The sequence below is a fragment of the Bacillus sp. ES1-5 genome (assembly GCF_022487605.1).
Taxonomy (GTDB): Bacteria; Bacillota; Bacilli; order Bacillales; family Bacillaceae_G; genus Bacillus_A; species Bacillus_A wiedmannii.
Genome location: NZ_JAKVPU010000001.1, coordinates 357,867 through 381,419 on the forward strand (window position 1 = coordinate 357,867; position 23,553 = coordinate 381,419).

Annotated in this window: 28 protein-coding genes and 1 riboswitch; of the genes, 4 read left to right on the forward strand and 24 right to left on the reverse strand. The window is 32.5% G+C overall.

Annotation, left to right across the window (positions count from 1 at the left end):
- From MKO96_RS01975 to MKO96_RS29450, 6 genes are all read right to left on the reverse strand, one after another.
- Entirely contained in the window at window positions 1-936 is a 936-nt protein-coding gene (locus MKO96_RS01975) for a YqaJ viral recombinase family nuclease (protein ID WP_240586494.1), read from the reverse strand.
- A 77-nt stretch (window positions 937-1,013) separates the two neighbouring features.
- Window positions 1,014-1,208: a hypothetical protein gene (locus tag MKO96_RS01980; RefSeq protein WP_088060329.1), complete on the reverse strand. Its 195-nt coding sequence runs from the start codon at window positions 1,206-1,208 to the stop codon at window positions 1,014-1,016.
- A complete protein-coding gene (locus MKO96_RS01985; protein ID WP_240586495.1) occupies window positions 1,209-1,529 on the reverse strand; it encodes a hypothetical protein in 321 nt (106 codons plus the stop codon). It lies immediately after the preceding gene.
- Window positions 1,526-1,681, reverse strand: coding sequence for a hypothetical protein (locus tag MKO96_RS01990; RefSeq protein WP_240586496.1), 156 nt, complete (start codon window positions 1,679-1,681; stop codon window positions 1,526-1,528). The genes MKO96_RS01985 and MKO96_RS01990 overlap by 4 nt, the downstream gene beginning before the upstream one ends.
- Entirely contained in the window at window positions 1,674-1,949 is a 276-nt protein-coding gene (locus tag MKO96_RS01995; RefSeq protein ID WP_098116389.1) for a helix-turn-helix domain-containing protein, read from the reverse strand. Before MKO96_RS01995 ends, MKO96_RS01990 begins: the two co-directional genes overlap by 8 nt.
- A 79-nt stretch (window positions 1,950-2,028) precedes the next feature.
- The gene (locus MKO96_RS29450) at window positions 2,029-2,229 is read right to left on the reverse strand and encodes a helix-turn-helix domain-containing protein (RefSeq protein WP_240586497.1); all 201 of its coding nucleotides are present in this window, start codon (window positions 2,227-2,229) and stop codon (window positions 2,029-2,031) included.
- A 241-nt stretch (window positions 2,230-2,470) separates the two neighbouring features.
- Here MKO96_RS29450 and MKO96_RS02005 point away from each other — a divergent pair, with 241 nt between their 5' ends.
- On the forward strand, window positions 2,471-2,839 hold the full coding sequence (locus MKO96_RS02005) for a helix-turn-helix domain-containing protein (protein WP_240586498.1): 369 nt from the start codon (window positions 2,471-2,473) through the stop codon (window positions 2,837-2,839).
- Window positions 2,840-2,854: 15 nt separating this feature from the next.
- Here MKO96_RS02005 and MKO96_RS29345 read toward each other — a convergent pair whose 3' ends face one another.
- The 3 genes from MKO96_RS29345 to MKO96_RS02015 form a co-directional block, all read right to left on the reverse strand.
- The gene (locus MKO96_RS29345; protein ID WP_255258859.1) at window positions 2,855-2,980 is read right to left on the reverse strand and encodes a hypothetical protein; all 126 of its coding nucleotides are present in this window, start codon (window positions 2,978-2,980) and stop codon (window positions 2,855-2,857) included.
- 169 nt (window positions 2,981-3,149) lie between these two features.
- Window positions 3,150-3,296 carry a hypothetical protein gene (locus MKO96_RS02010; RefSeq protein ID WP_164876569.1) on the reverse strand — a complete coding sequence of 49 codons (147 nt, stop codon included), beginning with the start codon at window positions 3,294-3,296 and terminating at the stop codon, window positions 3,150-3,152.
- Entirely contained in the window at window positions 3,293-4,522 is a 1,230-nt protein-coding gene (locus MKO96_RS02015) for an AimR family lysis-lysogeny pheromone receptor (RefSeq protein WP_240586499.1), read from the reverse strand. The genes MKO96_RS02010 and MKO96_RS02015 overlap by 4 nt, the downstream gene beginning before the upstream one ends.
- A gap of 771 nt (window positions 4,523-5,293) precedes the next feature.
- Here MKO96_RS02015 and MKO96_RS02020 point away from each other — a divergent pair.
- Complete coding sequence (locus MKO96_RS02020; protein WP_240586500.1) at window positions 5,294-5,503, forward strand: hypothetical protein; 210 nt, start codon at window positions 5,294-5,296, stop codon at window positions 5,501-5,503.
- A gap of 27 nt (window positions 5,504-5,530) precedes the next feature.
- Here the strand turns inward: MKO96_RS02020 and MKO96_RS02025 are convergent, their stop codons facing one another.
- Window positions 5,531-6,115, reverse strand: coding sequence for a hypothetical protein (locus MKO96_RS02025; RefSeq protein ID WP_240586501.1), 585 nt, complete (start codon window positions 6,113-6,115; stop codon window positions 5,531-5,533).
- Entirely contained in the window at window positions 6,108-7,034 is a 927-nt protein-coding gene (locus MKO96_RS02030; protein WP_240586502.1) for a hypothetical protein, read from the reverse strand. Before MKO96_RS02030 ends, MKO96_RS02025 begins: the two co-directional genes overlap by 8 nt.
- A gap of 303 nt (window positions 7,035-7,337) precedes the next feature.
- On the opposite strand from MKO96_RS02030, the gene MKO96_RS02035 reads away from it, so the two are divergent.
- The gene (locus MKO96_RS02035) at window positions 7,338-8,447 is read left to right on the forward strand and encodes a site-specific integrase (protein WP_240586503.1); all 1,110 of its coding nucleotides are present in this window, start codon (window positions 7,338-7,340) and stop codon (window positions 8,445-8,447) included.
- 38 nt (window positions 8,448-8,485) lie between these two features.
- On the opposite strand, the gene MKO96_RS02040 is transcribed toward MKO96_RS02035, so the two are convergent.
- The 8 genes from MKO96_RS02040 to MKO96_RS02075 all read right to left on the reverse strand — a co-directional run bounded on the left by MKO96_RS02040 (window position 8,486) and on the right by MKO96_RS02075 (window position 16,822).
- Window positions 8,486-9,187: a pPIWI_RE module domain-containing protein gene (locus MKO96_RS02040; protein WP_240586504.1), complete on the reverse strand. Its 702-nt coding sequence runs from the start codon at window positions 9,185-9,187 to the stop codon at window positions 8,486-8,488.
- Window positions 9,188-9,492: 305 nt separating this feature from the next.
- Window positions 9,493-9,972 (reverse strand): homoserine dehydrogenase, encoded by a 480-nt coding sequence (locus tag MKO96_RS02045; RefSeq protein ID WP_240586505.1) that lies wholly within the window; start codon window positions 9,970-9,972, stop codon window positions 9,493-9,495.
- Between the two features lie 367 nt (window positions 9,973-10,339).
- Complete coding sequence (locus tag MKO96_RS02050) at window positions 10,340-10,669, reverse strand: heterocycloanthracin/sonorensin family bacteriocin (RefSeq protein ID WP_088081245.1); 330 nt, start codon at window positions 10,667-10,669, stop codon at window positions 10,340-10,342.
- Window positions 10,670-10,969: 300 nt separating this feature from the next.
- Complete coding sequence (gene tenA / locus MKO96_RS02055; protein WP_087980528.1) at window positions 10,970-11,659, reverse strand: thiaminase II; 690 nt, start codon at window positions 11,657-11,659, stop codon at window positions 10,970-10,972.
- Window positions 11,660-11,781: 122 nt separating this feature from the next.
- Window positions 11,782-11,887, reverse strand: a riboswitch (TPP riboswitch).
- Window positions 11,888-11,959: 72 nt separating this feature from the next.
- The gene (gene ddlB / locus MKO96_RS02060) at window positions 11,960-12,874 is read right to left on the reverse strand and encodes a D-alanine--D-alanine ligase (protein ID WP_240586506.1); all 915 of its coding nucleotides are present in this window, start codon (window positions 12,872-12,874) and stop codon (window positions 11,960-11,962) included.
- Between the two features lie 4 nt (window positions 12,875-12,878).
- Complete coding sequence (pdxR, locus tag MKO96_RS02065) at window positions 12,879-14,327, reverse strand: MocR-like pyridoxine biosynthesis transcription factor PdxR (protein WP_240586507.1); 1,449 nt, start codon at window positions 14,325-14,327, stop codon at window positions 12,879-12,881.
- 122 nt (window positions 14,328-14,449) lie between these two features.
- Window positions 14,450-15,493: a homoserine dehydrogenase gene (locus MKO96_RS02070; protein ID WP_087980525.1), complete on the reverse strand. Its 1,044-nt coding sequence runs from the start codon at window positions 15,491-15,493 to the stop codon at window positions 14,450-14,452.
- An 87-nt stretch (window positions 15,494-15,580) separates the two neighbouring features.
- A complete protein-coding gene (locus MKO96_RS02075) occupies window positions 15,581-16,822 on the reverse strand; it encodes an esterase/lipase family protein (protein WP_240586508.1) in 1,242 nt (413 codons plus the stop codon).
- 278 nt (window positions 16,823-17,100) lie between these two features.
- Here MKO96_RS02075 and MKO96_RS02080 point away from each other — a divergent pair, with 278 nt between their 5' ends.
- Window positions 17,101-17,442, forward strand: a complete 342-nt coding sequence (locus MKO96_RS02080) for a DUF3914 domain-containing protein (RefSeq protein ID WP_087980523.1) — start codon at window positions 17,101-17,103, stop codon at window positions 17,440-17,442.
- 66 nt (window positions 17,443-17,508) lie between these two features.
- Here MKO96_RS02080 and MKO96_RS02085 read toward each other — a convergent pair whose 3' ends face one another.
- The 5 genes from MKO96_RS02085 to abc-f all read right to left on the reverse strand — a co-directional run bounded on the left by MKO96_RS02085 (window position 17,509) and on the right by abc-f (window position 23,441).
- Window positions 17,509-18,180 carry a lipoprotein BA_5634 family protein gene (locus MKO96_RS02085; protein ID WP_240586509.1) on the reverse strand — a complete coding sequence of 224 codons (672 nt, stop codon included), beginning with the start codon at window positions 18,178-18,180 and terminating at the stop codon, window positions 17,509-17,511.
- A 67-nt stretch (window positions 18,181-18,247) separates the two neighbouring features.
- Window positions 18,248-20,179: an ABC transporter permease gene (locus MKO96_RS02090; RefSeq protein WP_240586510.1), complete on the reverse strand. Its 1,932-nt coding sequence runs from the start codon at window positions 20,177-20,179 to the stop codon at window positions 18,248-18,250.
- Window positions 20,154-20,924 carry an ABC transporter ATP-binding protein gene (locus tag MKO96_RS02095; RefSeq protein WP_087980521.1) on the reverse strand — a complete coding sequence of 257 codons (771 nt, stop codon included), beginning with the start codon at window positions 20,922-20,924 and terminating at the stop codon, window positions 20,154-20,156. Before MKO96_RS02095 ends, MKO96_RS02090 begins: the two co-directional genes overlap by 26 nt.
- 274 nt (window positions 20,925-21,198) lie before the next feature.
- Window positions 21,199-21,792 (reverse strand): GNAT family N-acetyltransferase, encoded by a 594-nt coding sequence (locus tag MKO96_RS02100; protein WP_087980520.1) that lies wholly within the window; start codon window positions 21,790-21,792, stop codon window positions 21,199-21,201.
- A gap of 20 nt (window positions 21,793-21,812) precedes the next feature.
- Window positions 21,813-23,441, reverse strand: a complete 1,629-nt coding sequence (gene abc-f / locus MKO96_RS02105) for a ribosomal protection-like ABC-F family protein (RefSeq protein ID WP_240586511.1) — start codon at window positions 23,439-23,441, stop codon at window positions 21,813-21,815.
- Window positions 23,442-23,553: the final 112 nt, after the last annotated feature.

Here is a 23,553-nt window from a genome sequence, read left to right on the forward strand (position 1 = left end):
CTATTTAACCGTGAATTTTCTTGATTTAGATTCCTTAACATACTGTTCAAATAGATCAGGGTGTTCCGCTTTAAATCGCTTGCTATCAAAACGATTTGTTGTATATGACTTCCAATAAATTTTGTAGTTTTCCGTTCCACCAACTTCATTGGTACCGAGTTTTGCTTTGATTTTGTTTTCGTACTCTACCTTTTGTTCTTGCAGGACTTTAATTTCTCGGTCTACTTGGTCACGAGCTTCAATGAGAAGTTCTTCTTGTTTACCTAAACTTACAAAGCTATCTGCAATGGATTCTGGATATAGATGTTTTAATAATTCAGTTGATGCATCCGAACCATCAAACATTGGCGGCTCGTTCTTCTCAACATTGTTGAGCCAGAAGTCTTTTTCAATATCGATAAGGTACTGAATCAATTCCCCATCGCGTTCGATTTTTTTATGAACAAATTTGTTACCACCAATCAATACCGCAATCCACCATGCTTCATAGCCAGTTACGGCCATATAATGTTGACACTGTAAGAGATAAGCCGCTGGAACTTCTTCATCTTCCCACTCTTTTTTTAAATATTCCGACGCTGTTTTACATTCCAGACCAATCTTTTCACCGACAATTAATCGATCCACATTAGCTAACATCCACGGATATTCAGGATGCTGAAGGATTGCATTTCTTCGTTGTACTTTCAAATCTGTGCGCTTGGAAAATTCCCTTGCGACTACTTCTTCCAAAACATTACCAAAGTATGCCGCTTCACTTTGTATATCTTCTTTTTCAATCGCTTGTGTTTTTTCAAGGAACACTTGAACCGCTGATTTCCATTTATTTAAACCTGCAATTGCAGAAACATCTGAACCACCAATACCTTGTGTACGTGCTTGCAACCACTGATCGTGGTCCATATTAAGTGTATTTACCAATACTTTTGCTTGCATGTTCTATTCACTCGCTTTCTGTGATATACTAGCTCTGACTTATTTTTCAAAGGGAACCCATTGCCGTGGGTTCTTTTTTATTCCCCTGCAACAAACCTCGTTGCGTGCCGCTCTAAAAACTTTTCGGCACATTCTTCACAAATTAAACTTCCTTCAAATTCGTAATAGGTCATTCCAAAATACAATTCACCTTCACAATCGCTACAATAGTGTTCGAAGTTTTTTTTACATGAATCTTGTTGATTGCCTAATACAATTGGATTTTCTAACATTCAACTCACCTCCTGTGAAAGAGTAATGTAATGAGCTCTTTCCACCACGTCCGCGTTTACTCCCTGGCTTCTTAACCGCCTAATAATCCCTAAGATATTTTTCCGATCTCTTTCACGTTCTGCATCATGTTTTTCTTTCGCCCGATACAGTGCTGCAATTTCCCTTCTTGCTAATCGTGCTTCCTTAATCCATGTACATAGTGCGATTGGATCATGTTGCATTAATGCTTCAATTTGCATTTGATTACAATATTTTAAGAACTCATCTAACACCTGTTTCTTTTGCATGTCCTTTTGTAAAACTGGCGCTGTAATGCTCATATTCTTTTCACCTTCCTTAATTGCTTATTTTCTTGCTTCAGTTGTTCGTTCTCTTTGATTAACTTTTCGAATGTATCTAATAGCGCTACGCCACCCATGAATGACACGATAATCACCGCTGTAACCAAAAGGCTGAATGTACTTTCAACCAACGTTTGGTTCCTCCTTTTGGGCTTCTAGCCATGCTTCCAAATCTTTTTGTAAGAAGAGTAATTTGCGTCCTTCTCGGATTACCGGAAACTGCGGATGATTTGCCAACTCATACATTCTGCAAACTGCGATGTTAAGGTAAGCTGCCGCTTCTTTCACTCTCATTACTTTGTTTGGTTGTGCTTGCAGTTGGAATGAAGCTAATGCGGCTTGAATTTCTTCACGAACAACTTCACGGATTGACTCTTTAATGATTTGATCTAATCCCATTTTGTTTTGCTCCCTTCAAAATTTATGTTGCATGTGTATTTTTTGTACTCTCTCGCATAAAGTTTGAGATTATTGGACTTCATTTCCTAAAAAAAAGAATAAAAACATCTTCCTCTAATACCTGAGCCAATTGTAATGCATCACCTAATGTAGGAGTCGCATAACCTGTTTCCCAATTACTTATTACCGTTTTCTTTTTATTTATCTGCGCTCCTAATGCTTCCTGAGTTAATTTTTTACGTTTGCGAGCCTTGATTAAATTATGACGTTTCTTTCCCACGATGACACCTCCTTAAATCCAACTTACTTGGACTTCTTGTATCCATTATATATCCAACATTTTTGGATTGTCAACAATATTATATGAGTTTTTTGGACTTTCATTCATAAGTATAAAAACAAAAACAAAACCATTGAAAAAACTAATGCAAAAGTACAGTAAACAAAGTACAATTTAATTGTACTTTTATTTAGTAAATTATTTTTGACTACTTTGGTGAATATATTAACGGGGTGATTTTGTGACTACTTTGGGACAGAGGATTAAAGAGACCCGAAAGAAACGCGGCTTAACTCAAGATGGCTTAGCGCTAAAAATTAAAGAAAAAATGAATGCAGACATTAAAATGAATAAAACTACTATTTCTAATTATGAGACTGGTTATAGTTCTCCTTCTAATGAACTTCTAGTTGTAATTTCAGATGTCTTGAATGTATCGGCTGATTTCTTATTAGGAAGATCTGACGATCCAGAATTAAATGCAGTTCAGTATACTGAATTAAGAAAACAATTCAATGAGCTAATTGATGTGTTAGAAAAAATGCCAAAAGAAAAACAAGATATGTTATTGAATATGATGAAGGCTGCTGTAGGCGAAAACAAAAAATGATTGTCAGCATAAGAGCTAACAATCATTTTTTGTTTTAACGATATTTTTAATACTTTCAATTTCTTCTTTTTTCTTTTCATCATCAGTTAAAGCTCCTACTTTTAACATTTCCCATAGTGTAACCGCTATTGTGTTCCCCATATCAACTTCCTCCATATCGTAATCATTAGTTTGTGAATAGTGAGCAAACTTTTCCTAAATATCATTTTTTATTTTTAGGCAACATCCCTAAAAATGACGAATGCGATTGCCTAATTATAGACAATCGCATTTAAATACGTATGTAGTTTTTATATGTACAAAAACAGTATTAACCCATTCCGCCTCCAGGATCAACCATGTACATAATTACTGGAGCTTCTTTCTTAGGTTGTTCTTTCTGTTCTTCCTTAGCAGGAGTTAAGCATAGTGCTCCAACTAAAGCTAAGCTTGTTATAAACGTCATTATTTTCTTCATTTCGCACCACCTACATAAATTGTACCATATCTATAAATATCTTCCAATAATATTTTTGCGAATTTACTGTAAAATAAATTACCACCACATTCATAAATTTTAATTGCTTCTTTAACTAAATCTTCATCACCATTCGCCAATCCTAATATGCACGTTTGCATTGCAGATAATTTACCGTTTTTTATTTTCAAATCCTTTAATATCTTTTTTGCAACTTCTTTATCACCATTTACAATTTCATTAAAAGCTTTTTCAGCTTCACCACATTCTTCTATAAAATCAACTTGTTTACCATTTATTAATTTTAAAAAAGCATAAGTATTCAAGATATTTTTCTTTCTTTTTTTCATTCTCTCAAACAGACAATCTCCTATTGTACTTAATGATTTTTTTATATGCCATTCAGCTTGAGAATAATCCTCCAACATATACGATTCTCCTAAATATACAAATGCAGAGGCTTGCAAAAGTGTTAAACAATTATTCATATCGTCTGTATTTATAATCTGGTGACATAAAGCTCTACATTCTTCAATCTTTTCGGCCGTTAAATAAGCATATGCCAATCCTTCTTTAATACGAGTGGAAAATGCTGTTTTAACGAACTCGTCTTGAATGTTATTTACTTCTGGTAACAACACTTCTGCATAATCAAACAGGGAATTAAATCTTTCAAGATCATACATTGTGTAAAACGTAAGAATCCCTAACAACACATGCATCTCTTTCGTCTTAATGATTCGGCTATTTTTTCGAAGTTCTAATTCCTCTAAAAACGAAGTTCCTGTTAAGATCCCTTTACCTCGTTTCCATACCAGTTCGTACACATAGGCCCATTCCCTATTGATTGCCAATGATGAAGTCTTTTCTTTCTCTATCAACAACCCTAATAATTCTAAATCACCTATTGTATTTGCGTATTCCATGGCAATACGTGAATTTTTTTTACTCACTGTTGTTGTACAGAACTTATGAATTAGTTCTTTTTTCTTCATGGTATTACCTTCATATAAAATGTTTAATAGTTTTACAACAGTCCAAAAATTAAATTCACGATTACCTGATAAGTTTTTTGAGAGGTTCCCACCACTTATACTTATTTTTTTTGCTAAGTCCTCTTGTTTTAATCGTTGAAAATCAATTTCATCAATAAGTTGATTCAAAAAACCTTTCACTTTTGTCCCCCCTTCTGGACCAAAAGACACATTCCCTATTTTTAAATCCATCAGAAAACGCGTCATTGTCACGAAATTCCTCTACAGATGTGCTATATTATTTATGACTCATGGCAAATGTTTTCCCTACTACAATTAGGGTTAAACGATGTAAGCGTGTTCTCAGCACAATTACACACGCTATGGGTCTTTTTCGTTCCGTTTGATTTCTTAAAATCAGTTTATCACAAGATTTAGAATCTTCATTTCACTTAAAGTCAATTCATGTTGAGAAAGTTTTTTCGAATGGTCTATGCCTCAATACTATTAGCAAGTATATTAATTGTGACCTGTACTCTGGCAGTAAACGTCAAACATTTGCCGTTTACAATTTGTAAAAAAATCTATGAGCGTAGACCTTAACATTATAAGTAAAGGGGTTGTATTAGGAGTTATAACTGCAGGAATTGATTTGAAAGACGAGGTTCAAGATTGGTTACTTAAAAAAATTGAAAAATAAAGTTCTGTAAATCAAAAGCACAGTAGCATTAAGCACTGTGCTTTTTTATCTCTTTATATTCCTGTTCCTGGATCGGCATATCCTGCACCACCGCCAGGGTCAGCTTCACTATTCTTTTTAGCGTAGTTCCATTCGCCTGGATCTTTTGTATATGTATTTCTCATCACTTCTTCCCTCCTTCCTAATTTGAATCTTAAATTATTTTAGCTCATACGTTCTACAACTGTAAATTAACTATTTTGGTATTTTGTAGGAGTATATACTTCCATTAATAAATTAAATATATTAATATATTTATAAAACGATTATAAGGAGTATATTATATGAATCAAATTGACTTTAGTTCTATACAATCACCTGTTAATCAATTAGCTTTGCAAGCAGCCATTATGTTTCTTGCCATGGGCGTTACTTTTGGAGTAGTTTACAAAATACTGTTAAAAATCCATGCTCCAGAACGGTTAGCTAGTGTGATTGCGACAATGTGTACTATGGTAGTTGCCTGTAAAACAATTGCAATTCTGTTTACATGAAAAAAGTAAAAGAGCCATTTGGCTCTTTTATTGATCTTGCAATCCTTTACTGACAAAGAAAAATAACATTTTTACATTTCTAATTGAAATGAAAATTGAGTGCATAAAAATAAACATCCACACAAATAAAATGATCCACAACCAAATTGGAACAGTCAATTTCAACAAAAATGGCAATATTAAAAATTGACTGCAAAAATGCAATATTATCCCCATCAATACAACTGTTAATTGTATAGTTATTGCCCATGTAAAAAATATAACTAACACTGCAAATTTAGAAACGCTTGAGTCAATTTGGCTATAAGTTGTTTTTAGCTTATTAATCATATCTGACTGTGAACTTGATATCACTGCTATACTGGCCATATTAAACCCCGCTAAAATTGATATCGCAGTAATAACTATACTATTTAAAGATTGAAAGTTCACCATAAATTCTTTAACCTTCATATCGGTAAAATATGCTGCTGTGAATACAAAGAACAAGCTTATAATAAGTGCAAAATAAATATCAAAAGCTTTTTCTGATTTTGTAGAAAACTTAATGTAATTCCGAAAAGAATCGAATAAAAATTTATTCGCTTTTAAAAAAGCTTTTGCTTTAACCATTTAAAAATTCGCTCCTTTTTAACGAATCACGACTTTTTATTATACTTGCTATTTTATCATATAGATCCTCACTACTGGGGTTATTACTCTTATCAACTTTAACATCTGGTCTATAAATTTCATGCGATTTATCAATATTTATACTCTTCTCTGCTCCTTTATGTTCCCCAATTACTTTTATAGAAGTAACTCCTTTCTGACCACGGAATCTATTAACGTATGGTATAACAGATTGTAGCCCCTCTTTTACCCGCCTTGCTTTGAACTCTAAAGAAACATGTGTAGCTTCTAACTCTTCCATTTCTCCTTGCATCTCACGTATAAACTCATTTTCGCCAGTATCGACTTTTGAAGTGATTTCAATTTTAGCGGATTTAACCTTATCTAATTTTTTTAAATCCTCTATAAAGTCTACACTTAACAATGAGCAAATATTAAAACTGCAATACGACGAATTCATTAAAGCAGTCTGTCCATGTTTAGCCAAATAATCTTGTAATTTAGAACGATTTAGCTTTATATCATACTGTAAAAGCATAAAGCCATCCTTTTTTCTAATCATAAAATGAACATGATCTTCCTCTCCTTCACGCATTTGTTTTGGATTTGTTCTACTTTTTAGTGTGTCCGCATGAATTAAATCAGCAACTCGTCCATATTTAGCACATGTAAAATTGCCGTAAATATTATGTTCATCTTCTTGTAAATCACTTAATAGCATAAACCATTCATCAGAAACCACAAATTTTTTTGCGGAATCATCTTTGGCATAAATATCCCCTAATAATTCCACAAAAAAATTCGCATCCCAAGTGTCCTTAATAGTATCTGCTTTTCCACTATTTGATTTTTGAATGTATTGTACATCAATTTGATACGCTGAAAAGCTTACTCTTTTACTACTTTTCTTTTTTGTCAAATTTCTCACTCCTGTAATATAAACTAACAAGGCATTAGATATTCATTAATCTTAACGTAAGAATATACAATATATCCTCTAAACGCCTTCCATATATTTCATTATACTTATAATCATAATTTTTTTGGGAGTTTTTCACAAAAAAACAAATATATTATCCTATTTTAATATTTATTTGACTTGTATAGATTTATGATAAAATATATCCATCGCTGATATGTCCAACTTTGTAATTTTCATAGCAGCAAAATTACAACTAGACTTATACACCATGATTCAAAACAAAATGAAGGAGTGTTTTAAGTGAAAGGACATATTCGAAAAAGAGGAAATAAATATTGTATCGTTATTGATATCGGGGCTGATCCGGAGACAGGAAAAAGAAGACAAAAGTGGTTCTCTGGATATAAGACAAAAAAAGAAGCTGAAAAAGATGTAGCGAAAAAGATTACGGAGTTGAATGAAGGGACTTTTATCGAACCGTCTAAAATTACATTAAAGGAATACCTAAATCATTGGCTAGAAATTAAAAGTATGAGTATAGAAAGAAGTACCTTTGTGGTCTATAGGGCATGTATCAACCAACATGTTATGCCTAGTATAGGAATGGTTACACTCCATAAATTAAATGTTATGCACATTCAAAAATGCTATAAAACTGCGATAGATAAAGGTATTGCAAACAATTCTATTCTGCTTATGCATAGAATATTAAAGAGCGCTTTAAACCTAGCTGTAAAGCAAAATATTATTCCTCGAAATCCAGCTGCTTTTGCTGAGATACCGAAAAAAGAAAGAACCTCTATCCAGACTTGGACAGAGGAAGAAGTAAAAAGGTTTCTTTTGCATTCACAAGAATCACGATATCACATTGGGTATCTACTTGCAATAACTACAGGTATGCGTATGGGAGAAGTTCTAGGCTTACGATGGCAGGACGTTGATTTTGAAAAACACACCGTTACAATAAACCAAACATCTGGCCATGACAATAAAATCAAAAAAACAGCAAAAACAAATTCATCAAAGCGTACCATTCCTGTACCTAAAGAAACTATAGAATCCTTAAAAAGACATAAGGTTTTAATTAATAAAGAGAAATTAAGGTTTGGCTCTGCTTATCAAGATCAAGATTTAATTAATTGTAATGAGTTTGGAAGAATTATAAAAAAAGCACATTTCAGAAAGAGTTTCATTAGAGATACACACAAAGCGAGTATAAAAGAAATTAAATTCCATGATTTAAGACATACACACGCTACCATACTATTGAAACAAGGAGTTAACCCTAAAATTATCAGTGAGCGATTAGGTCATACAGACATTTCAATGACATTAAGTGTGTATTCGCATATTTTACCGAATATGCAAGAAGAAGCTGTTAAAAACTTCGGTAAAAGTATCTTTGGATAACTCATGTTTGCAAAATGTTTGCATTTTATAAAAATAAGTCAAACAAACGCTGTTATATCAAGGTTTGTTTGACCTAACATCTTATATTCTTGATAAAACCTCCGAATTCCTATTGAAACATTTAATAATGGAATATTCTCGCCACCGCGCGTTATACATTCGAACCGATATACATAGGCGAAATAATCTTGTGTTTTTTCATCTTTAATAGGCTCTGACATTGCCTCACAAATATTTTGTGATCTAAGAGGCGAAAAATATTTATCTTCTTCGTTGATATTCTCTAATCGTACAGGTTGTTCACAAAAAATATGTGAAATTAAAGCGGGCACCCACTTAGAATATATTTCATTATCATGTAGTACTGTTAAGTTAGAAATTAAATCGTAATGCCATTCATATTTTGGCAATTCTATTAATTTATTAGGTTTCCAATCATGAATCACCTCATACCAACTTTGGAAAATATAATCGAGTTGTTCTTTTCTAATAGGTTCTTTGGATACAATCCATGGTGTATTTTCATTTAATACATATGGATTATGCTGAATAAACAATATATCAGAAAACATATCATATAATCTTTCATTCAATCGTTTCAACTTACTCGTTAATAAAAATGTCTTATAATGTATCTCTACAATATCGAGCCATTCAATAGGAAAATATATAAATGATACGCTTTCGTTTAAAAGAGGTTCTACTATATTTTTAAATGTTAACAACTTTAATTTTTCCATAAAATGATTACTTCCTTTCTTCGTTTTTCTTGATCACAAAAAGCTAGAAAATTATCACTTAATCTAATCGATTTATACCAAGTATTTAAAAGAAAAGTATAAAGATTCCTCCGAATAATAAATTATTAAAAAGACTGATTTAAAAATTAAAAGTAATTATCATATACGACACCTCTAATATCATTATTTTAATACATTCAAATTATACAATATTATTAATGTAATTATTTATTTTTTACAATAATTTTACAATAAAACTAAAAAAGAACACCTTAAGTCGGTGCCCTTCTTGCAAATAACAACATTTATGTAATTGAACATACAGATAAGACTAATCCCCCTAATGTAATTGCACTTAGTAATCCAAATACAAATCCAGTTATGCAAATACAATCAGCAAGACAAATGGAAGACTGCGATAATGGAACAAATGACCTACTTGTACTTGATCCATATTGTTTTATTTTCTCATAATTCATATCTAACATTAATTGTAGACATGCTATACCTTCCTCAATAGAATGAAGAGATTCTTTTTCTAATCGATCCAATAATTTACTATTAAAAGTAATTGGAAGAGGATACCGTTTATCTAATTTCATATTTTGATAAATTAATTGTAAACGAGATAATATATTATTTTTCTTTTTTTCACAGGTTACTGTGTGTTTCATGTTATTAAATTCATTTAATAACAGTGTCAATTCATCCCTGTTTCCGTATAAATCCCTTGCTATTTTTCTCTTTAGTTTGTACGAATGGATAATAGATTTAAGTTCAATCATTTTAATACACTTCCTAATAAAATTTTACTTACCACAATATTTTAAAAATAAACAGTACTTTTAAATCTTATTTAAAATACACTCAAGTATCTTCTTTTACTATCGATTAACATTACATTAACCTTACATAGTTGTAATAATTTCTTTCGCTACCCACTAACTAGAAGCAACAGATTACTTATTTGATGGTAAAAATATAAAAAAGCAATGATTAGGTTTTAAATCTAGTCATTGCTTTTTCGATTTTATCTTGATTTACAACTAAAAATCTAAATATCATTCTTTCACTTGAATACTACATGTGTTTTGATTAAATTCTTTAATAAAAATTATATAATGCTTCACTAATGGATTCCTTTTTCTCTTATCAATATTCATATGTTACAATAGTACCAGTTGTATCAGTAGTACCATTAAAACCACTAAAACAATTTGAACAACTACCACAGCCACCACAACCTCCGCAGCCGCCACAACCAAAACAACCGAAGCAACCAATACAACGGAATCCACCACAGCGAAATCCACCACAGCGACCTGCACAACCTCCACAACGACCACCACAACCTCCACAGCGACGAACAGCATCTTCAATATAATAATATGGATATTGGTTTTGCTGGTCCCAATACACAATATTTCCAGACTGGTAATCATTAAGGCTTAACGCTTGTAGTTCTTGTTGAAACTTATTCATTTTCATGACCTCCGTTTATAAACTTCAACCTTTTCAATGCTTTCTTATATTTCTGTTCGTTAAATCTAAGTAGAAATAGCGCTATAAACTAAGTTCAATACGTACCCCTACAAAATATGACCTATCACTAGATGATGCACCTTGTTCATACACCTATTTTTAGGTTATTTTTTCCATGGGCTCATTTTTATAAATTGAAAAAAGACGCACTTAGATTAATGCGTCTTTTTTCGATACTTCTTTTGTGAAATTATATTCATAAGTATTATCCATACCTGTGAATAGCAATACCTCTACTCATTATCCTATTACATCTTCTACTTCTGTATTCACTGGCCACTTTTCTAAAGTATAAGCCATTTCCCAGAATGAATATTCATATTGACTGCTAATAATGAAATGCTGTTTCATTCGCTTACGATCAGACTCTGTTACGTTTTCAGCGATAGTATCTAATCTTGTAATTTGCTCTTCAACTAGCGTACGGAACCAATCAGATCCATAAGCAGAAATCCATTCGTTATAAATTGGCTCTTCTGGCTGACACTCTTTTAAACGCTCACCAATTTCATAATACAACCAATAACAAGGTAAAATTGCTGCAATGATATCGCCTAAATGTCCTTCATATGCAGCACGATACATATGTGAAGTATAAGCGTATGCAGTTGGAGCAGGGATAAAATTATCTTTTTCTTCTTGTGTTATCCCTAGTTTCTTCGCAAAATTCTCATGTAAAGATAATTCCGCCTCGTATGTATTTTGAGCATGGTGTGCCATACGAGCTGTCGTTTCTAATTCCAGTGCTTTTGCAGCTCCTAAAGTTTGTACTCTAGCAAAGTGACTCAAATAATATGAATCTTGAAGCACATAATAGCGAAAACTAGCTAAATCTAAAGTTCCTTCACCAAGTTGTTTTACAAAAGGGTGATGAAAACTAGCTTCCCAAATTGAATCTACTTCTTGACGTAATGATTGTGAAAATTTCATTTAAATCCCTCCAATAAAGTATAAAATTTAAGTATTTACCCACAGTTATTTAATCTGTAAAATAAAAAAACTTTCTTTACAAACGTAAAGAAAGTGAAATTGACAGTATTTATTCATAAAATAGTAATGTCTTTCCACTTCCCTACGCTAGTATTAACCAGATCAGGTACTAAGAGTCTCAAATTCTCATTTGATCTCAGCCTATAATAGGCCCCCCTAGTGGATAAATATTTAATTTTCGTATTGTATTCATCATAACATACTTCATGTTACTGTCAAAAACATTCATGAAACTGCTACTTAAAACCCTTCTTCTTTTCTTACTTTTAATGAAGTTTCAATAATCATATCTAATAGTTTACTATAATGAATACCAGCTGCATCTGCACTTTTCGGTAGTAAACTTGCTTGTGTCATCCCTGGTAATGTATTAACCTCCATTACATATGGAGTTCCGTCCTTTACCATCATATCCACCCTTGCATAAACGCTGCATTTCAATGCTTTATAACAAGCCAGTGACGCTTTGTTTACACGTTCCTTCAATTCATCTGGAAGTTCGATAACTTCTTCAATTGTACTAGCATCATCATATTTCGCATTGTAATCAAAGAACTCCGCCGCATGTCGAATTGAAATGATAGGTAACTGTTTTCCATCAAAAATTGAACATGTAATCTCGTCACCTTTTATATACTTCTCTATTACAACTTCAGAATCCCATTCAAACACAGTTTCCAGCATTGAAATTAATTCATCTTTATCATATACAATCTTTACCCCAACACTTGAGCCACCAGAGTTTGGTTTTACCACTAATGGAAACCCTAACGTATTTAATTCATCAACATTTAGATCCGCCATTTTTGTAAGTTCAATCCAATCGGGTGTTTCTATACCTTCATAGCGTAAAATCTTTTTCGAAATATTTTTGTCCATACATATACCGCTAGATAACATATTGCTCCCGCTATAAGGAATACCTAAACTTTCAAGCGTGCCTTGAACCGTCCCATCTTCTCCGTATTTTCCGTGTAATGCGAGCAGCGCAAAATCAATGTCTTTCGCTTTTTCGATTAAATCCATTTTTTCATTTAACGTAATTGGTACGATTTCATATTTATTTTTATCTAAATTTGCAATCATTTCATTTCCAGTCATAATTGATACTTGTTTTTCAGAGGATACTCCACCCATAATAACGCCAATTCTCATTTCCTCAACTCCAAATTTCAGTTTTTATTGTATCACCGATTATTTTGATTCCACGAACTATTTCTTCTTCTTTCAGACGTGAAAATCCTAATCGAAAAGTAGTTGCTCCTCCTCCATCAGAATAAAAAACATCTCCAGGAGAAAATGTAACCCCTTGCTCATAACACTTTTGTAAAAGTGTGCGGGCATGAATTTTTTCTTCTAACTCTATAAATAAATGAAGTCCACCATCACCGGTCATTCTTTGAAACGGAATGTACTCGTTACACGCCCCAACAGCTAACTCATATTTTTTCTTATAAACAGATCTTGCCTTTTTTAAATATTTTTCAAAATATCCTTCATGTAAATATTGAAATAGAACAGCTTGATCTAACGTAGATGTGTGAATCGTTCTTGCTCTTTTTACACTTTCTAAATGATGAATCAGTTCTTTATCTGCGATGATCCAGCCTACACGTAAACCAGGGAAAAGTACCTTTGAAAAGCTACTAATATAAATTACATTATTACCAGCGCCAGCAAAAGTTAATAATGGCGCTAAGTGTGAACCTGAATAACGTAGCTCTTCATTAAATCCATCTTCTATAATAGGAACTTTATATTTGGAGAATAATCTCATCAGTTCCGTTCTTTTCTCCGAACTCGTAACAATTCCGGTTGGATTATGATAGGAAGGAATTAAATATGCGAAATCAAACTCTTTTTCACGCAAACTTTTTTCTACTTCGTTCGTATCGATGCCATCTTCATTCATATTAATTCCGTGAACTTCAAGTCCATGTAAACGGAAAAGCTTCAATGCAGCATGGTGAGTTGGATTCTCACAAATAACCCGCCCTGATTTCTTCGATAACGAGGATAGCACGATGTCTAATCCTTCTGTAAATCCATTTGTAATTAAAATATCTTTGTTCGAAATATCTACACCTTTCATTTCCATATAATGAAGTAGATAATTCATTAAAGGTCTATAACCTTTTGCGTATCCGTAGTTTAATACGATATCCCCTTCAATGGACATACGAGTAAGAAAAGCTCTTTTGAAATTTTCCACATCAAATAGCTTTTCGTCCGGAGCAATGCTATTAAAAACAATCATTCCTTTTTCCCAGCGAACACCATGTTTCATTAAATCTAATTCATCCGCTAATAAGGTAACTGTATTAAGTTTATTTTTCCAATCTATTTCAACAGACGAAGTGTTCGATATATCAACCTTCGCTACAAAATTCCCTTTACCTTTAACTGCATAAATGAGTCCTTCTTGCTCTAAATCCGCATAAGCAGCGAGTACAGTATTTCTACTCACACTTAGTAATTCACTTAGTTCCCTAGTTGAAGGGATTTTTTGATCCCCGAGCAAATGACCTTTCATAATCATCTTTTTCAAATAATCTTTCAATTGAATATAAACGGGACGATCTTTCACAACTTTAAAATCTTTAAACAATTCCTTACCCCCTGCAATCATTTTTGCATATTTATTTCTTTCTCAAAAGGTCCACTACATATGTATTTTTTATAAAGGGCGGTACGGTTTTATAAAGTGAAGGCTAGTAATCCATGGGGATATTACCCCTCATTAATACGGTACAAATCTTTACGATATAAGTTAATAATATCTTTTAAAGCTGCTGCTGCGGCTCCGCGTGGATTGGAAGCACCACCAATTGTAGTAACTTGCCCCATCGTATCTGTAAAGAACGTAATTCCTTTTTCTGTCCCATTTACTTTTGCTAGCGGATGATCTTTATCTATTTCGTACGGTTCCACATGAAGAGCCACTTTACCATCCTTATCCTTATATGCTGAAGCTATTAATTTAATATATTTATTCTGTTCTTTAGCATTTCGAATTTGTTGTTTTGTAACATGCTCGATTCCTTTTATATGTATATCGGTAAGCGTATTTTCCGTTCCCATTAAACTGTTTGTCAAAAGTAACAATTTACACGCACTATCAGAACCACTTACATCTAATATTGGGTTCGTTTCAGCAATTCCTTTACTTTGCGCTTCTTTCAGTGCTTCTTCAAACGTAATATCTTCCTCATTCATTTTCGAAAGAATATAATTTGTAGTCCCGTTTAATATTCCTTCTATTTTTTCAATATGGCAACCAGCTAAACTAAATTGACCAATATCAAGTGTCGGTAATGCCGCAGCAGTTGCACCACTATATCGAATTCGTACATTTGCGATTTTTGCTGCTTCATTTAGTTCTCTCCAGTTTGTAACGAGTGCACCTTTTGAAATTGCTACTATATCCATTTGTTTTTCAATCGCTTGTTTTATATATTGTTTTCCTGGATTTCCATCTTTAAGATTTGTAACGGTTGATTCTACTAATACAGTTCCACTTATGCTAGTTGTTGCTCGTTCCTCTGGATGATGTTCAATGTATTCTTCAATTGCAGCGCTACCGCCACCATACATTAATAAGTGCTGAATAGATAATCCGTCCTCATTATGTATTGCAATATTTCTACCTAATACGCCACTTACAACTAATTGAATCCTATATGTTTCATATATATATGAATATTTTTCGTTTAATAATTTTACAAACTCTCTGCCAACTGTTCCATATCCTGATAATACAACTTGAATTTTCATAATATACCCCCATATTTTTCTACCATATCCCTCTTTCAATATAATATAAAGCGCCCTCGAATTCCATCGAGAGCGCTTTATTATTACCTATTTCGGTAATCTTGATAACTTTTCTGCAATTGTTCTATAAAACTCTTGAATGCTAGAAAAACCTAACGTATCTGAAACACTTAATCCTACCATGTCGAGATGGTCCCAATTTTCTTTCGTTTCGATATGATTCCATTTTCCAATCTGTAAAATCTCATTATTATTTACAGCAGTATTAGAAGAAGGTGCAATCATAGAATTTGTATTTACTACACCATCATTTTGCCACCAAGAAGTATTTATTACTGGTCGATTCTCTTCATATCTTGCGTAAGAACCTAAGAAGAATGCATTTCCCATTAATACTTTATTCATCGTTATATGAGGTAGATGCAAACCAGTTATAAGTGCAGCTTGCGATGCATGTCCACTATATGATAAGTAATACACATCTGATTGCGTCTTTACCCAATTATTAAGCTCCTTTGCACCATCAGTACTTAAATCCCATTGACTAATGTCTTTTGTATTTTTCCAAATTGAACTATTTAAAATACGATCAGTATAATGGAAAGAGGACTCTCCAGTATTCTTTTTTAACCCCCATTGATCCAATTTAAAATCGTATAATGATAAATTATTGTTTCCTCCTAAACTTGCAGCTGTAATGAGTAAATCTTTAACGAACGGCAGTAGAAGACTACCATCCGCCAGTGTTGTGCCATTGTGAGGAGTTGCTAATGTTGTAACACTATGAACGTATGATTTCTCGCCCTCAAATAGTGGTGATATTTTTGTGTTCGGGTGATTTTTTACATGATTTTTTTCTTCAAAACTTCCTTCTTTTAATAGCTGTACTAATGTTCTAATCGTTTGTCCGCCCATGCTATGCCCAACTAAATGAACTTTATTTGTTTCACTCCAATTCGGTGCAAAACCACTATAAGTTCTGCCAAAACGATTATGTCCATGTTTCTCAGCATGTGCGGCACCGTAGTCTACTGTACCACCGTTAATTTGCGCATATAATTCACATGCACGATCCCAGTTACTAGAAACAGGTCCAACAGCTGCGGTATGTACCGTATAACCATTGCGTTTCAAATCTTCCTGTATATCATGAACACCACCCCAATATTTAACCCCTAACATTTCCTCTCTACCCCACCCAGCAAATCCATTCACTAATATGATAGGATAATTATTTTGTTGCCTTTCTTCAGCGTAAATTGCTTTTGCTGTGAATAAAAACACAGTCCCTATTGCAAATAAACATATTTTTAATAATAATTTCCCCATGATTCCTCCCCCTAATAAAACGTTTACATTTTTCTATAAAAAAGAAAAACACAATTCGTTTATAACTTAAACATAATGTAAAGTATTTTATATACATTGTATATATAGAAAACATACACAAATGTTGATAAATATTAATTCAAGTAAACAATTACTTTTTACAATACAACTTGTAAATCTGATTATTTGAATTTATAATTAGTTATAGTTTCCTCATGATATAAGGATTTAAAAATCATAAGAAAAATAATTTCAATGCTTGAAAAGGAGGGAAAAGCATGCAAATCGGATCAAACATTCATACATTATCTCAACCTACTAAAATAACTCCATTTAATCTTGAGCATAATACTATCTCTTCTACTAAACTTGAAGGTAAGAAAGCAAATGATCCTATCAAATTCGATATTCGTTCATCTGAAAAAGACATGAAACAGCCTGTGCATAAATTTAACGAATTAGATTTATGGAAAATGTTAAAAGATAAAGGTGTTCCTTTATGGATCATCCTTGAAATGCTACAAAAAGTACGTAAAGAAAAGGAAGCTCAAAATAATTCAATTCAACATTCAAATACGATTGAAGAAACGAATGAGACTCATTTAAATGAAGTAATGTAATAAACGGGCCTATAAACTAAAAAGAGTTCGAGGTTGATAAAGTTTCTATCAACCTCGAACTCTTTTTTAAGATTTTTCTTCAATTGTTACAAACTGAAAAGATACTTCTCCTTCCAAACCTTTAATTAGCTTTTTTGCTTTAACATTTTCATTAACTAATGTATTATCTGTCGACATTTTAGGTTTTTCATCACCTAAATACTTTTTCAGATGTAGAAGTTGCATATTCGTTTCATTTGCTTTTATTTCCTTATACAAACTATTTCTTGTTACCATTACATACCATTGAGTTGGATATATACGAGTATTACCTATCCAAGCATCACTATCATATTTAACAGAAATCTCTTTTCCTTCTAATTCAATACTTTTCAAATTCTTTTCGTCTTCTTGTGCAAACAGTAACGAACCCTCTTTCGGGAATTGCGGTAACTTATTTATAGTTATATAATTGGAACTATTATCTCGTTTGCGAAAAACTTTTGCTTTAATTAATGCTTGTGCAGTAGATTCATTTAAAATTAATACTTGGCCATTTCCAAATTTACCTTTTTTCACAGAAAACACTTCATTTTCTTTTGTAATTTCTTGATAACGATTAATAATTGGCGAAGTTTTATTCTCATCCCCAATGATTAATAAACCGTTTGCAGGAAATGGATTTTCCTTTTTAGTGCATGCACTAAAACTTATTAAAAATAGTATCGTTAACATACAAATAGTTAAAGTTCTTCTCATCGCGTTTCCTTTCATCATACAGTTCATTTTTTACGTACTTTTGTGTAGTCTTACAAGCTACTATACTCTATTGCTCCATAACCTTATACAGCTTTTGCAGATAACGCCAACGGGTTATAAAGAAATATAAAACTTGTATACATATAAATGAAATTAAAATCATGATAGAACTATTTAAAATAGAAAAGTCTACTAATTGTTGTAATGCCATATAAGCAACTACAGTATGAATTACTGCAACAATAATTGGTAAGAAGAACATTAATACTAACTGTCTCGTTACAACTTTTTTTAATTCTCGTTTACTTAATCCCATTTTCGAAATCATTTTATATTGCTGTTGATCGCGATCCAAATCTGTATATAATCTGAAATAAATAAAACTAGCGGCGAATGTAAAGAAGACGATTCCGACTAAAACACTTGCCATAAGTAATAGCCCATTCGTTTGCTTTGCACTTAACAAGTCTATAGTTAAAGCTCGAAATTGGAAATTACCTTCTCTCATATCTTCCTCGAATGTACTAATTAATTCGTTTGAAATTTTCTTCGTTTTCATCCAATCGTCTACAACAAATCCGTAAGTACGAAATGGACTATCTTGATTAACTGGGTCACTAGTAAAAGGTATTCCATCATATACCTGATCTTGAACAGCGATATAAATACTTCTAGAATTATGTGGTAAAACTAAATTTTCTACAGCTTTTTTCACATGAAATGTCTTCGTCCAGTCACCTTGAATGACTTCTATATTCTTTTTATACTCGCCATTTTTAAATTCTTGTTTTTGTGATACAACTCCAGGAATTAATATAATTTCATCTTCTTTTTCAATCGTTTCTTGTTGATACCCAAGTGCTTTTGCAAGATCGTTATATTCACTTAATTTCATTATATTCACGTTACTTTCTGTGTATATATATGAAGATGAAGCCATTCGATACGGAATATTAGCATCAGAAAGGTGTTTTTTTATAATAGAAAGATTTTTATTTAATACTTTGTCGTTTTCAAAACTTCCATACAAAAAGGTATACGGATTTGTCATCCTTACCAAATCCCTATTTCCAATTGCAGCTGTTGTACCAATCGCTGTAAATGCAACTGCTGAAACAATAGATACTATAAAAAACATCGTTGCATTATCTTTCATACGGTAAATTAATTCAGAAAATGTTAATATATTTGTTCTCTTTAAAAAGAAAGATTCACTCTTTTTCGCAAGATGCAATATATAAACGCTACACTGTGTATATAAAAAGTACGTTCCTATAATTACTAGGATCACACCTATTCCAAGCGTAATAAAATTGGAACTTGGGATGAAACGAAATACTGAAAAATATCCATATCCTATACTAATTAAAGAAAATAGTGATAATAAAATTGAAGATTTCGGTTCAGGTTTTGGCTTTTCCTCCGCTTGAATAAGTTCCACAAGTTCTGTTACTTTTACCATTTTAAATGTAAAAAGTGAAACGATTAAAAACAAGAAAAGGAATGTGATAACTGTTAAAAATACAGCCTGCACTGGTATATAAAAAGGTAAACCATTATTAATCATTAATACACTTGCGCTTATCAATAAGACTAGTTTAGAAAATATGAGTCCAATGAAAATCCCTATACAAATTGAACCAAGTCCAATTAACATATTTTCAATTAACAATAACTTCTTAAGTTGTCTCATTGACATACCTTGCATCATTAATATGCCAAATTCTTTCTTACGCGTTTTTAAAAATGAACTCACTGAATATAGAATGAAGAAAAATGAAAATACAAAAATCAAGCCTTGCGAAACTGAAAATCCCAATGTACCGTATGCACTTATTGTTGCACTTGTTGATTTTAATTCCCCTTGTAAATCAGGGTGAAATAATAACAGAGCATACGTGAAGAAAATCATAATAGAAAATGCACTACTCAAAAAATGAGCTGCATATGTACGCTTATTACGAAAAATATTATTAAATGCGAACTGACGAAAAGTCATGCCTTTTCCCTCCTAACAAAGAAAGGACATCCATAATTTTTTGATAAAACGCTTGCCTGCTTTCGCCACAATAAATTTCATTATATAGTTGACCATCTTTAATAAAAATTACTCTGCTGCAAAAGCTCGCTGCATACGGATCATGTGTCACTAACATCATCGTTGCTTTTTCTTCTTTATTAAGCGTATCGAGCATCTCCATTACATCATTTGAAGATTTAGAATCCAAGTTCCCTGTTGGCTCATCCGCAAGTAATAATTGCGGCTTATGAACAATCGCACGAGCGATTGCTGTTCGCTGAGCTTGCCCTCCAGATATTTCAAATGTTCTTTTATTCAATATATCTGTAATATTTAATTTCTCTGCAATTTCTTGTACGCGTTTGTTCATTTCTTGCACAGAAACGCCATCTAATGTCATCGGCAATACGATATTTTCCTTCACTGTAAGCGTGCTAAGTAAATTAAATGATTGAAAAACAAATCCTAATTGTTTCCTACGGAATAAAGCTAAATCTTCTGATGATAATTGGAAAGGATTTGTACCGTTTATTACTATTTCTCCCGATGTTGGAGAATCGATAGTAGATACCATATTTAATAACGTTGTTTTCCCGCTACCTGATGGCCCCATGATCCCTATAAATTCACCTTCTTGAATTGATAAATCAATATCTACTAATGCTTTAAAAGGTACTTTCCCTTTATATACTTTACTAATACTTTTTGCATGTAAAATTTCCATGTATATTCTCCCTTCATTTGCACTGCTCACTATAAAGTGTAAATGAATTGTCATACAGCTCATATTGATTCATCTTTCATTTATCTTACACGCTTGTAAGATTTCTAAAAAAACTGACAATAAAACTGTTTTCAAACTAAAATTATCGCATAACTATCTTATAATAATTGTATAATGGTAGAAAATACAATCTTATATCAAATCTTTATTATATAAATGCAAAAAAGCTTAGAGTTTTAGCTCTAAGCTTTTTTGCATTGCATAATCGCTCCCTTTAAAGAGCACTATTTTTTATCCCTCCGGATTTACTCAATACATAATGATTATAAATTTGATTTTCTATCATCTGTTGACCCAAATAAGTAAACCCGCATTTTTCAATAACTTTATTTGATGGCACATTTTTAATTAAAGCAATCGCGTTAAGGACATCCACATTTGTATTTTCAAATAAATAACCGATCAAGCCTTTTGTCGCTTTCGTTGCATAACCATTATTATGATATTCACTTGAAACAGCATACATAATTTCTCTGTTCGGTGCAGGGAGTTCATCTTTCATGCCTGTGCAGCACCATCCAATAAATTCATTTGTGGTTTTCTTAAATATTCCTAGTCTTAATATGTGATCATCTATGTTAGTCCTAGTTCTAACAGCATGAAGAAACGCTTTGTTTTCTGGTATTTCATCATTTGTAACCCAATTAACTCTTTGTTCTTTCGTTGATTTCCAGTCTGGTAAAAACTTTTCTATTTCTGGTTGATTTGCTATTTTATAAATACTCTCTGCATCTTTGACCGTAAACTCTTGTAGGTATAGATCACCACAATCTATTCTAAATAACTTAGTCAAACTCTCTTCTCCCATCTTAATCCCCCTTCCTTACGTTAAAGCGCCTTAATCTGCTTCGTAAGTTCCATAAACCGTTCATCTAGTTCTTTATATTCTTTGTCTTTAGAAGTTAAAAAGCTTAATTTCCCTAATACTTCTTGTCTTTCTGTTTCTAATGTTAAACGTAGCTCTTCAATTTCATCTCTTGTTTTCGTAGGTTCTTCTAGCTGCTTTTGTATCGTATTGTTTAAAAACACGAGTTTTGTGTTAGTTGTTTTCTCTAGAAAATATCGATCGTGGGAAACGATAACGAGTGTTCCGTTGTACTCAGCTAATGTATTTTCAAGTTGTTCACGTGAAGGAAGATCAAGGTGATTCGTAGGTTCATCTAGAATAAGTACATCTTTTTCATCTAAAATATAAGCCATTAGCTTACATTTTACTCGTTCACCCATACTCATATGCTGAATCGGCTCTTTCCATTGAGAAGCTTGGAACCCTAAATGTTTCATTAAATTTTGTACTTTTCCTCTTCCTTCAAATGTCTCTTTATAAAATAAATCTTCTGGTGTTTTATCAAGTGGTAAATCAAATACTTCTTGTGTTAAATAACCGATGTTTGCAGATGGTGAAATCCATACTTCCCCTGCAGCAGTTTCGTTTCCCATTATCATCTTCAGTAAAGTTGTTTTCCCGCTACCATTCGGACCAATAATCGCAACCTTCTCACCGTGCTGGATTGTAAAATTAACGTTTTCAAATAATGTCCGATTGTTAAATTCTTTCCGCAATTGTTTTACTTCTAAGAAACGTTTTCCTACTTTTTTACTCGCTTGAATAGAGAATTCAACTGAATACTCCTCTTTCACACGTTCTACTTTCGTTTTCTCTAGCTCTTTTTCAAGTCGTTTTCGTTTTGACTTCACTTGTGCATCCATTCGCTTCGCCTTTACGCGATAGAATTCTTTCACTCCTTCTTGTTTTGTAGACTGCGCATGTGCCTTTTGTGACCATGAACTTAATTCTTTTATATGCGTTTCTACTTGTTCTATCTTTTTTTGTTGTTTTTCATATTCACGCTGCTGCGTCATTCTTTTATGCTCACGAGCTTTCATATAACTCGTATAATTCCCGCTATGGTCAATTAATTTCTTATCCTCAATTGACCATATTCTTGTTGCGATAACATCTAAAAAATATCGATCATGTGATACGACGAGGACTGTACCTTTCATGTTTTTTATTTGTTTAATGAGAAATTCCGTACTCATCTCATCTAGATGATTTGTCGGTTCGTCTAATATTAGGACATTAGGATTTTCGGCAAATCCTTTTGCCAATCGAACTTTCAGCTTTTCACCACCACTTAAAGTAAGAAAATCATTCGTTGGCACGCCCCATTTCGCAAGTAGTTCTGCTTCTTTTGCAATCATATCCTTACTAACGAAAGATTCTTTTTCTTGTTCAACATATGCTGTTGTCATATTCATTTGCATCCATTCAACAGTACCTTTTGATGGTTCAATCTTCCCATTTATTAATTGAAGTAACGTTGATTTACCAGCCCCGTTTTTACCAATTAATCCGATAATATCCCCTTGTCTTACTGTCACATTCATTTTCTCTAACAAAGTATTTTCCTTTATTTCAACATAAACATCATTTAATTTTAATAGTTCTTTCATAATACCGATCCCTTTCATTAAGGGAGAATAAAAAATCCTCCCAAATAAATTTGGCAGGATTAGTCGTTAAAATATTTATACCCAAATAAGCTATTGCGTAACATAAATAGCA

What these genes read in the sequence shown, in the direction of transcription:
- MKO96_RS01975 (WP_240586494.1), bottom strand. Translation starts at nt 936, where the DNA reads ATGCAAGCAAAAGTATTGGTAAATACACTTAATATGGACCACGATCAG.
- MKO96_RS01980 (WP_088060329.1), bottom strand. Translation starts at nt 1,208, where the DNA reads ATGTTAGAAAATCCAATTGTATTAGGCAATCAACAAGATTCATGTAAA.
- MKO96_RS01985 (WP_240586495.1), bottom strand. Translation starts at nt 1,529, where the DNA reads ATGAGCATTACAGCGCCAGTTTTACAAAAGGACATGCAAAAGAAACAG.
- MKO96_RS01995 (WP_098116389.1), bottom strand. Translation starts at nt 1,949, where the DNA reads ATGGGATTAGATCAAATCATTAAAGAGTCAATCCGTGAAGTTGTTCGT.
- MKO96_RS29345 (WP_255258859.1), bottom strand. Translation starts at nt 2,980, where the DNA reads ATGGGGAACACAATAGCGGTTACACTATGGGAAATGTTAAAAGTAGGA.
- MKO96_RS02010 (WP_164876569.1), bottom strand. Translation starts at nt 3,296, where the DNA reads ATGAAGAAAATAATGACGTTTATAACAAGCTTAGCTTTAGTTGGAGCA.
- MKO96_RS02015 (WP_240586499.1), bottom strand. Translation starts at nt 4,522, where the DNA reads ATGGATTTAAAAATAGGGAATGTGTCTTTTGGTCCAGAAGGGGGGACA.
- MKO96_RS02020 (WP_240586500.1), top strand. Translation starts at nt 5,294, where the DNA reads ATGAATCAAATTGACTTTAGTTCTATACAATCACCTGTTAATCAATTA.
- MKO96_RS02025 (WP_240586501.1), bottom strand. Translation starts at nt 6,115, where the DNA reads ATGGTTAAAGCAAAAGCTTTTTTAAAAGCGAATAAATTTTTATTCGAT.
- MKO96_RS02040 (WP_240586504.1), bottom strand. Translation starts at nt 9,187, where the DNA reads ATGGAAAAATTAAAGTTGTTAACATTTAAAAATATAGTAGAACCTCTT.
- MKO96_RS02045 (WP_240586505.1), bottom strand. Translation starts at nt 9,972, where the DNA reads ATGATTGAACTTAAATCTATTATCCATTCGTACAAACTAAAGAGAAAA.
- MKO96_RS02050 (WP_088081245.1), bottom strand. Translation starts at nt 10,669, where the DNA reads ATGAATAAGTTTCAACAAGAACTACAAGCGTTAAGCCTTAATGATTAC.
- tenA (WP_087980528.1), bottom strand. Translation starts at nt 11,659, where the DNA reads ATGAAATTTTCACAATCATTACGTCAAGAAGTAGATTCAATTTGGGAA.
- ddlB (WP_240586506.1), bottom strand. Translation starts at nt 12,874, where the DNA reads ATGAGAATTGGCGTTATTATGGGTGGAGTATCCTCTGAAAAACAAGTA.
- MKO96_RS02070 (WP_087980525.1), bottom strand. Translation starts at nt 15,493, where the DNA reads ATGAAAATTCAAGTTGTATTATCAGGATATGGAACAGTTGGCAGAGAG.
- MKO96_RS02075 (WP_240586508.1), bottom strand. Translation starts at nt 16,822, where the DNA reads ATGGGGAAATTATTATTAAAAATATGTTTATTTGCAATAGGGACTGTG.
- MKO96_RS02080 (WP_087980523.1), top strand. Translation starts at nt 17,101, where the DNA reads ATGCAAATCGGATCAAACATTCATACATTATCTCAACCTACTAAAATA.
- MKO96_RS02085 (WP_240586509.1), bottom strand. Translation starts at nt 18,180, where the DNA reads ATGAGAAGAACTTTAACTATTTGTATGTTAACGATACTATTTTTAATA.
- MKO96_RS02090 (WP_240586510.1), bottom strand. Translation starts at nt 20,179, where the DNA reads ATGACTTTTCGTCAGTTCGCATTTAATAATATTTTTCGTAATAAGCGT.
- MKO96_RS02095 (WP_087980521.1), bottom strand. Translation starts at nt 20,924, where the DNA reads ATGGAAATTTTACATGCAAAAAGTATTAGTAAAGTATATAAAGGGAAA.
- MKO96_RS02100 (WP_087980520.1), bottom strand. Translation starts at nt 21,792, where the DNA reads ATGGGAGAAGAGAGTTTGACTAAGTTATTTAGAATAGATTGTGGTGAT.
- abc-f (WP_240586511.1), bottom strand. Translation starts at nt 23,441, where the DNA reads ATGAAAGAACTATTAAAATTAAATGATGTTTATGTTGAAATAAAGGAA.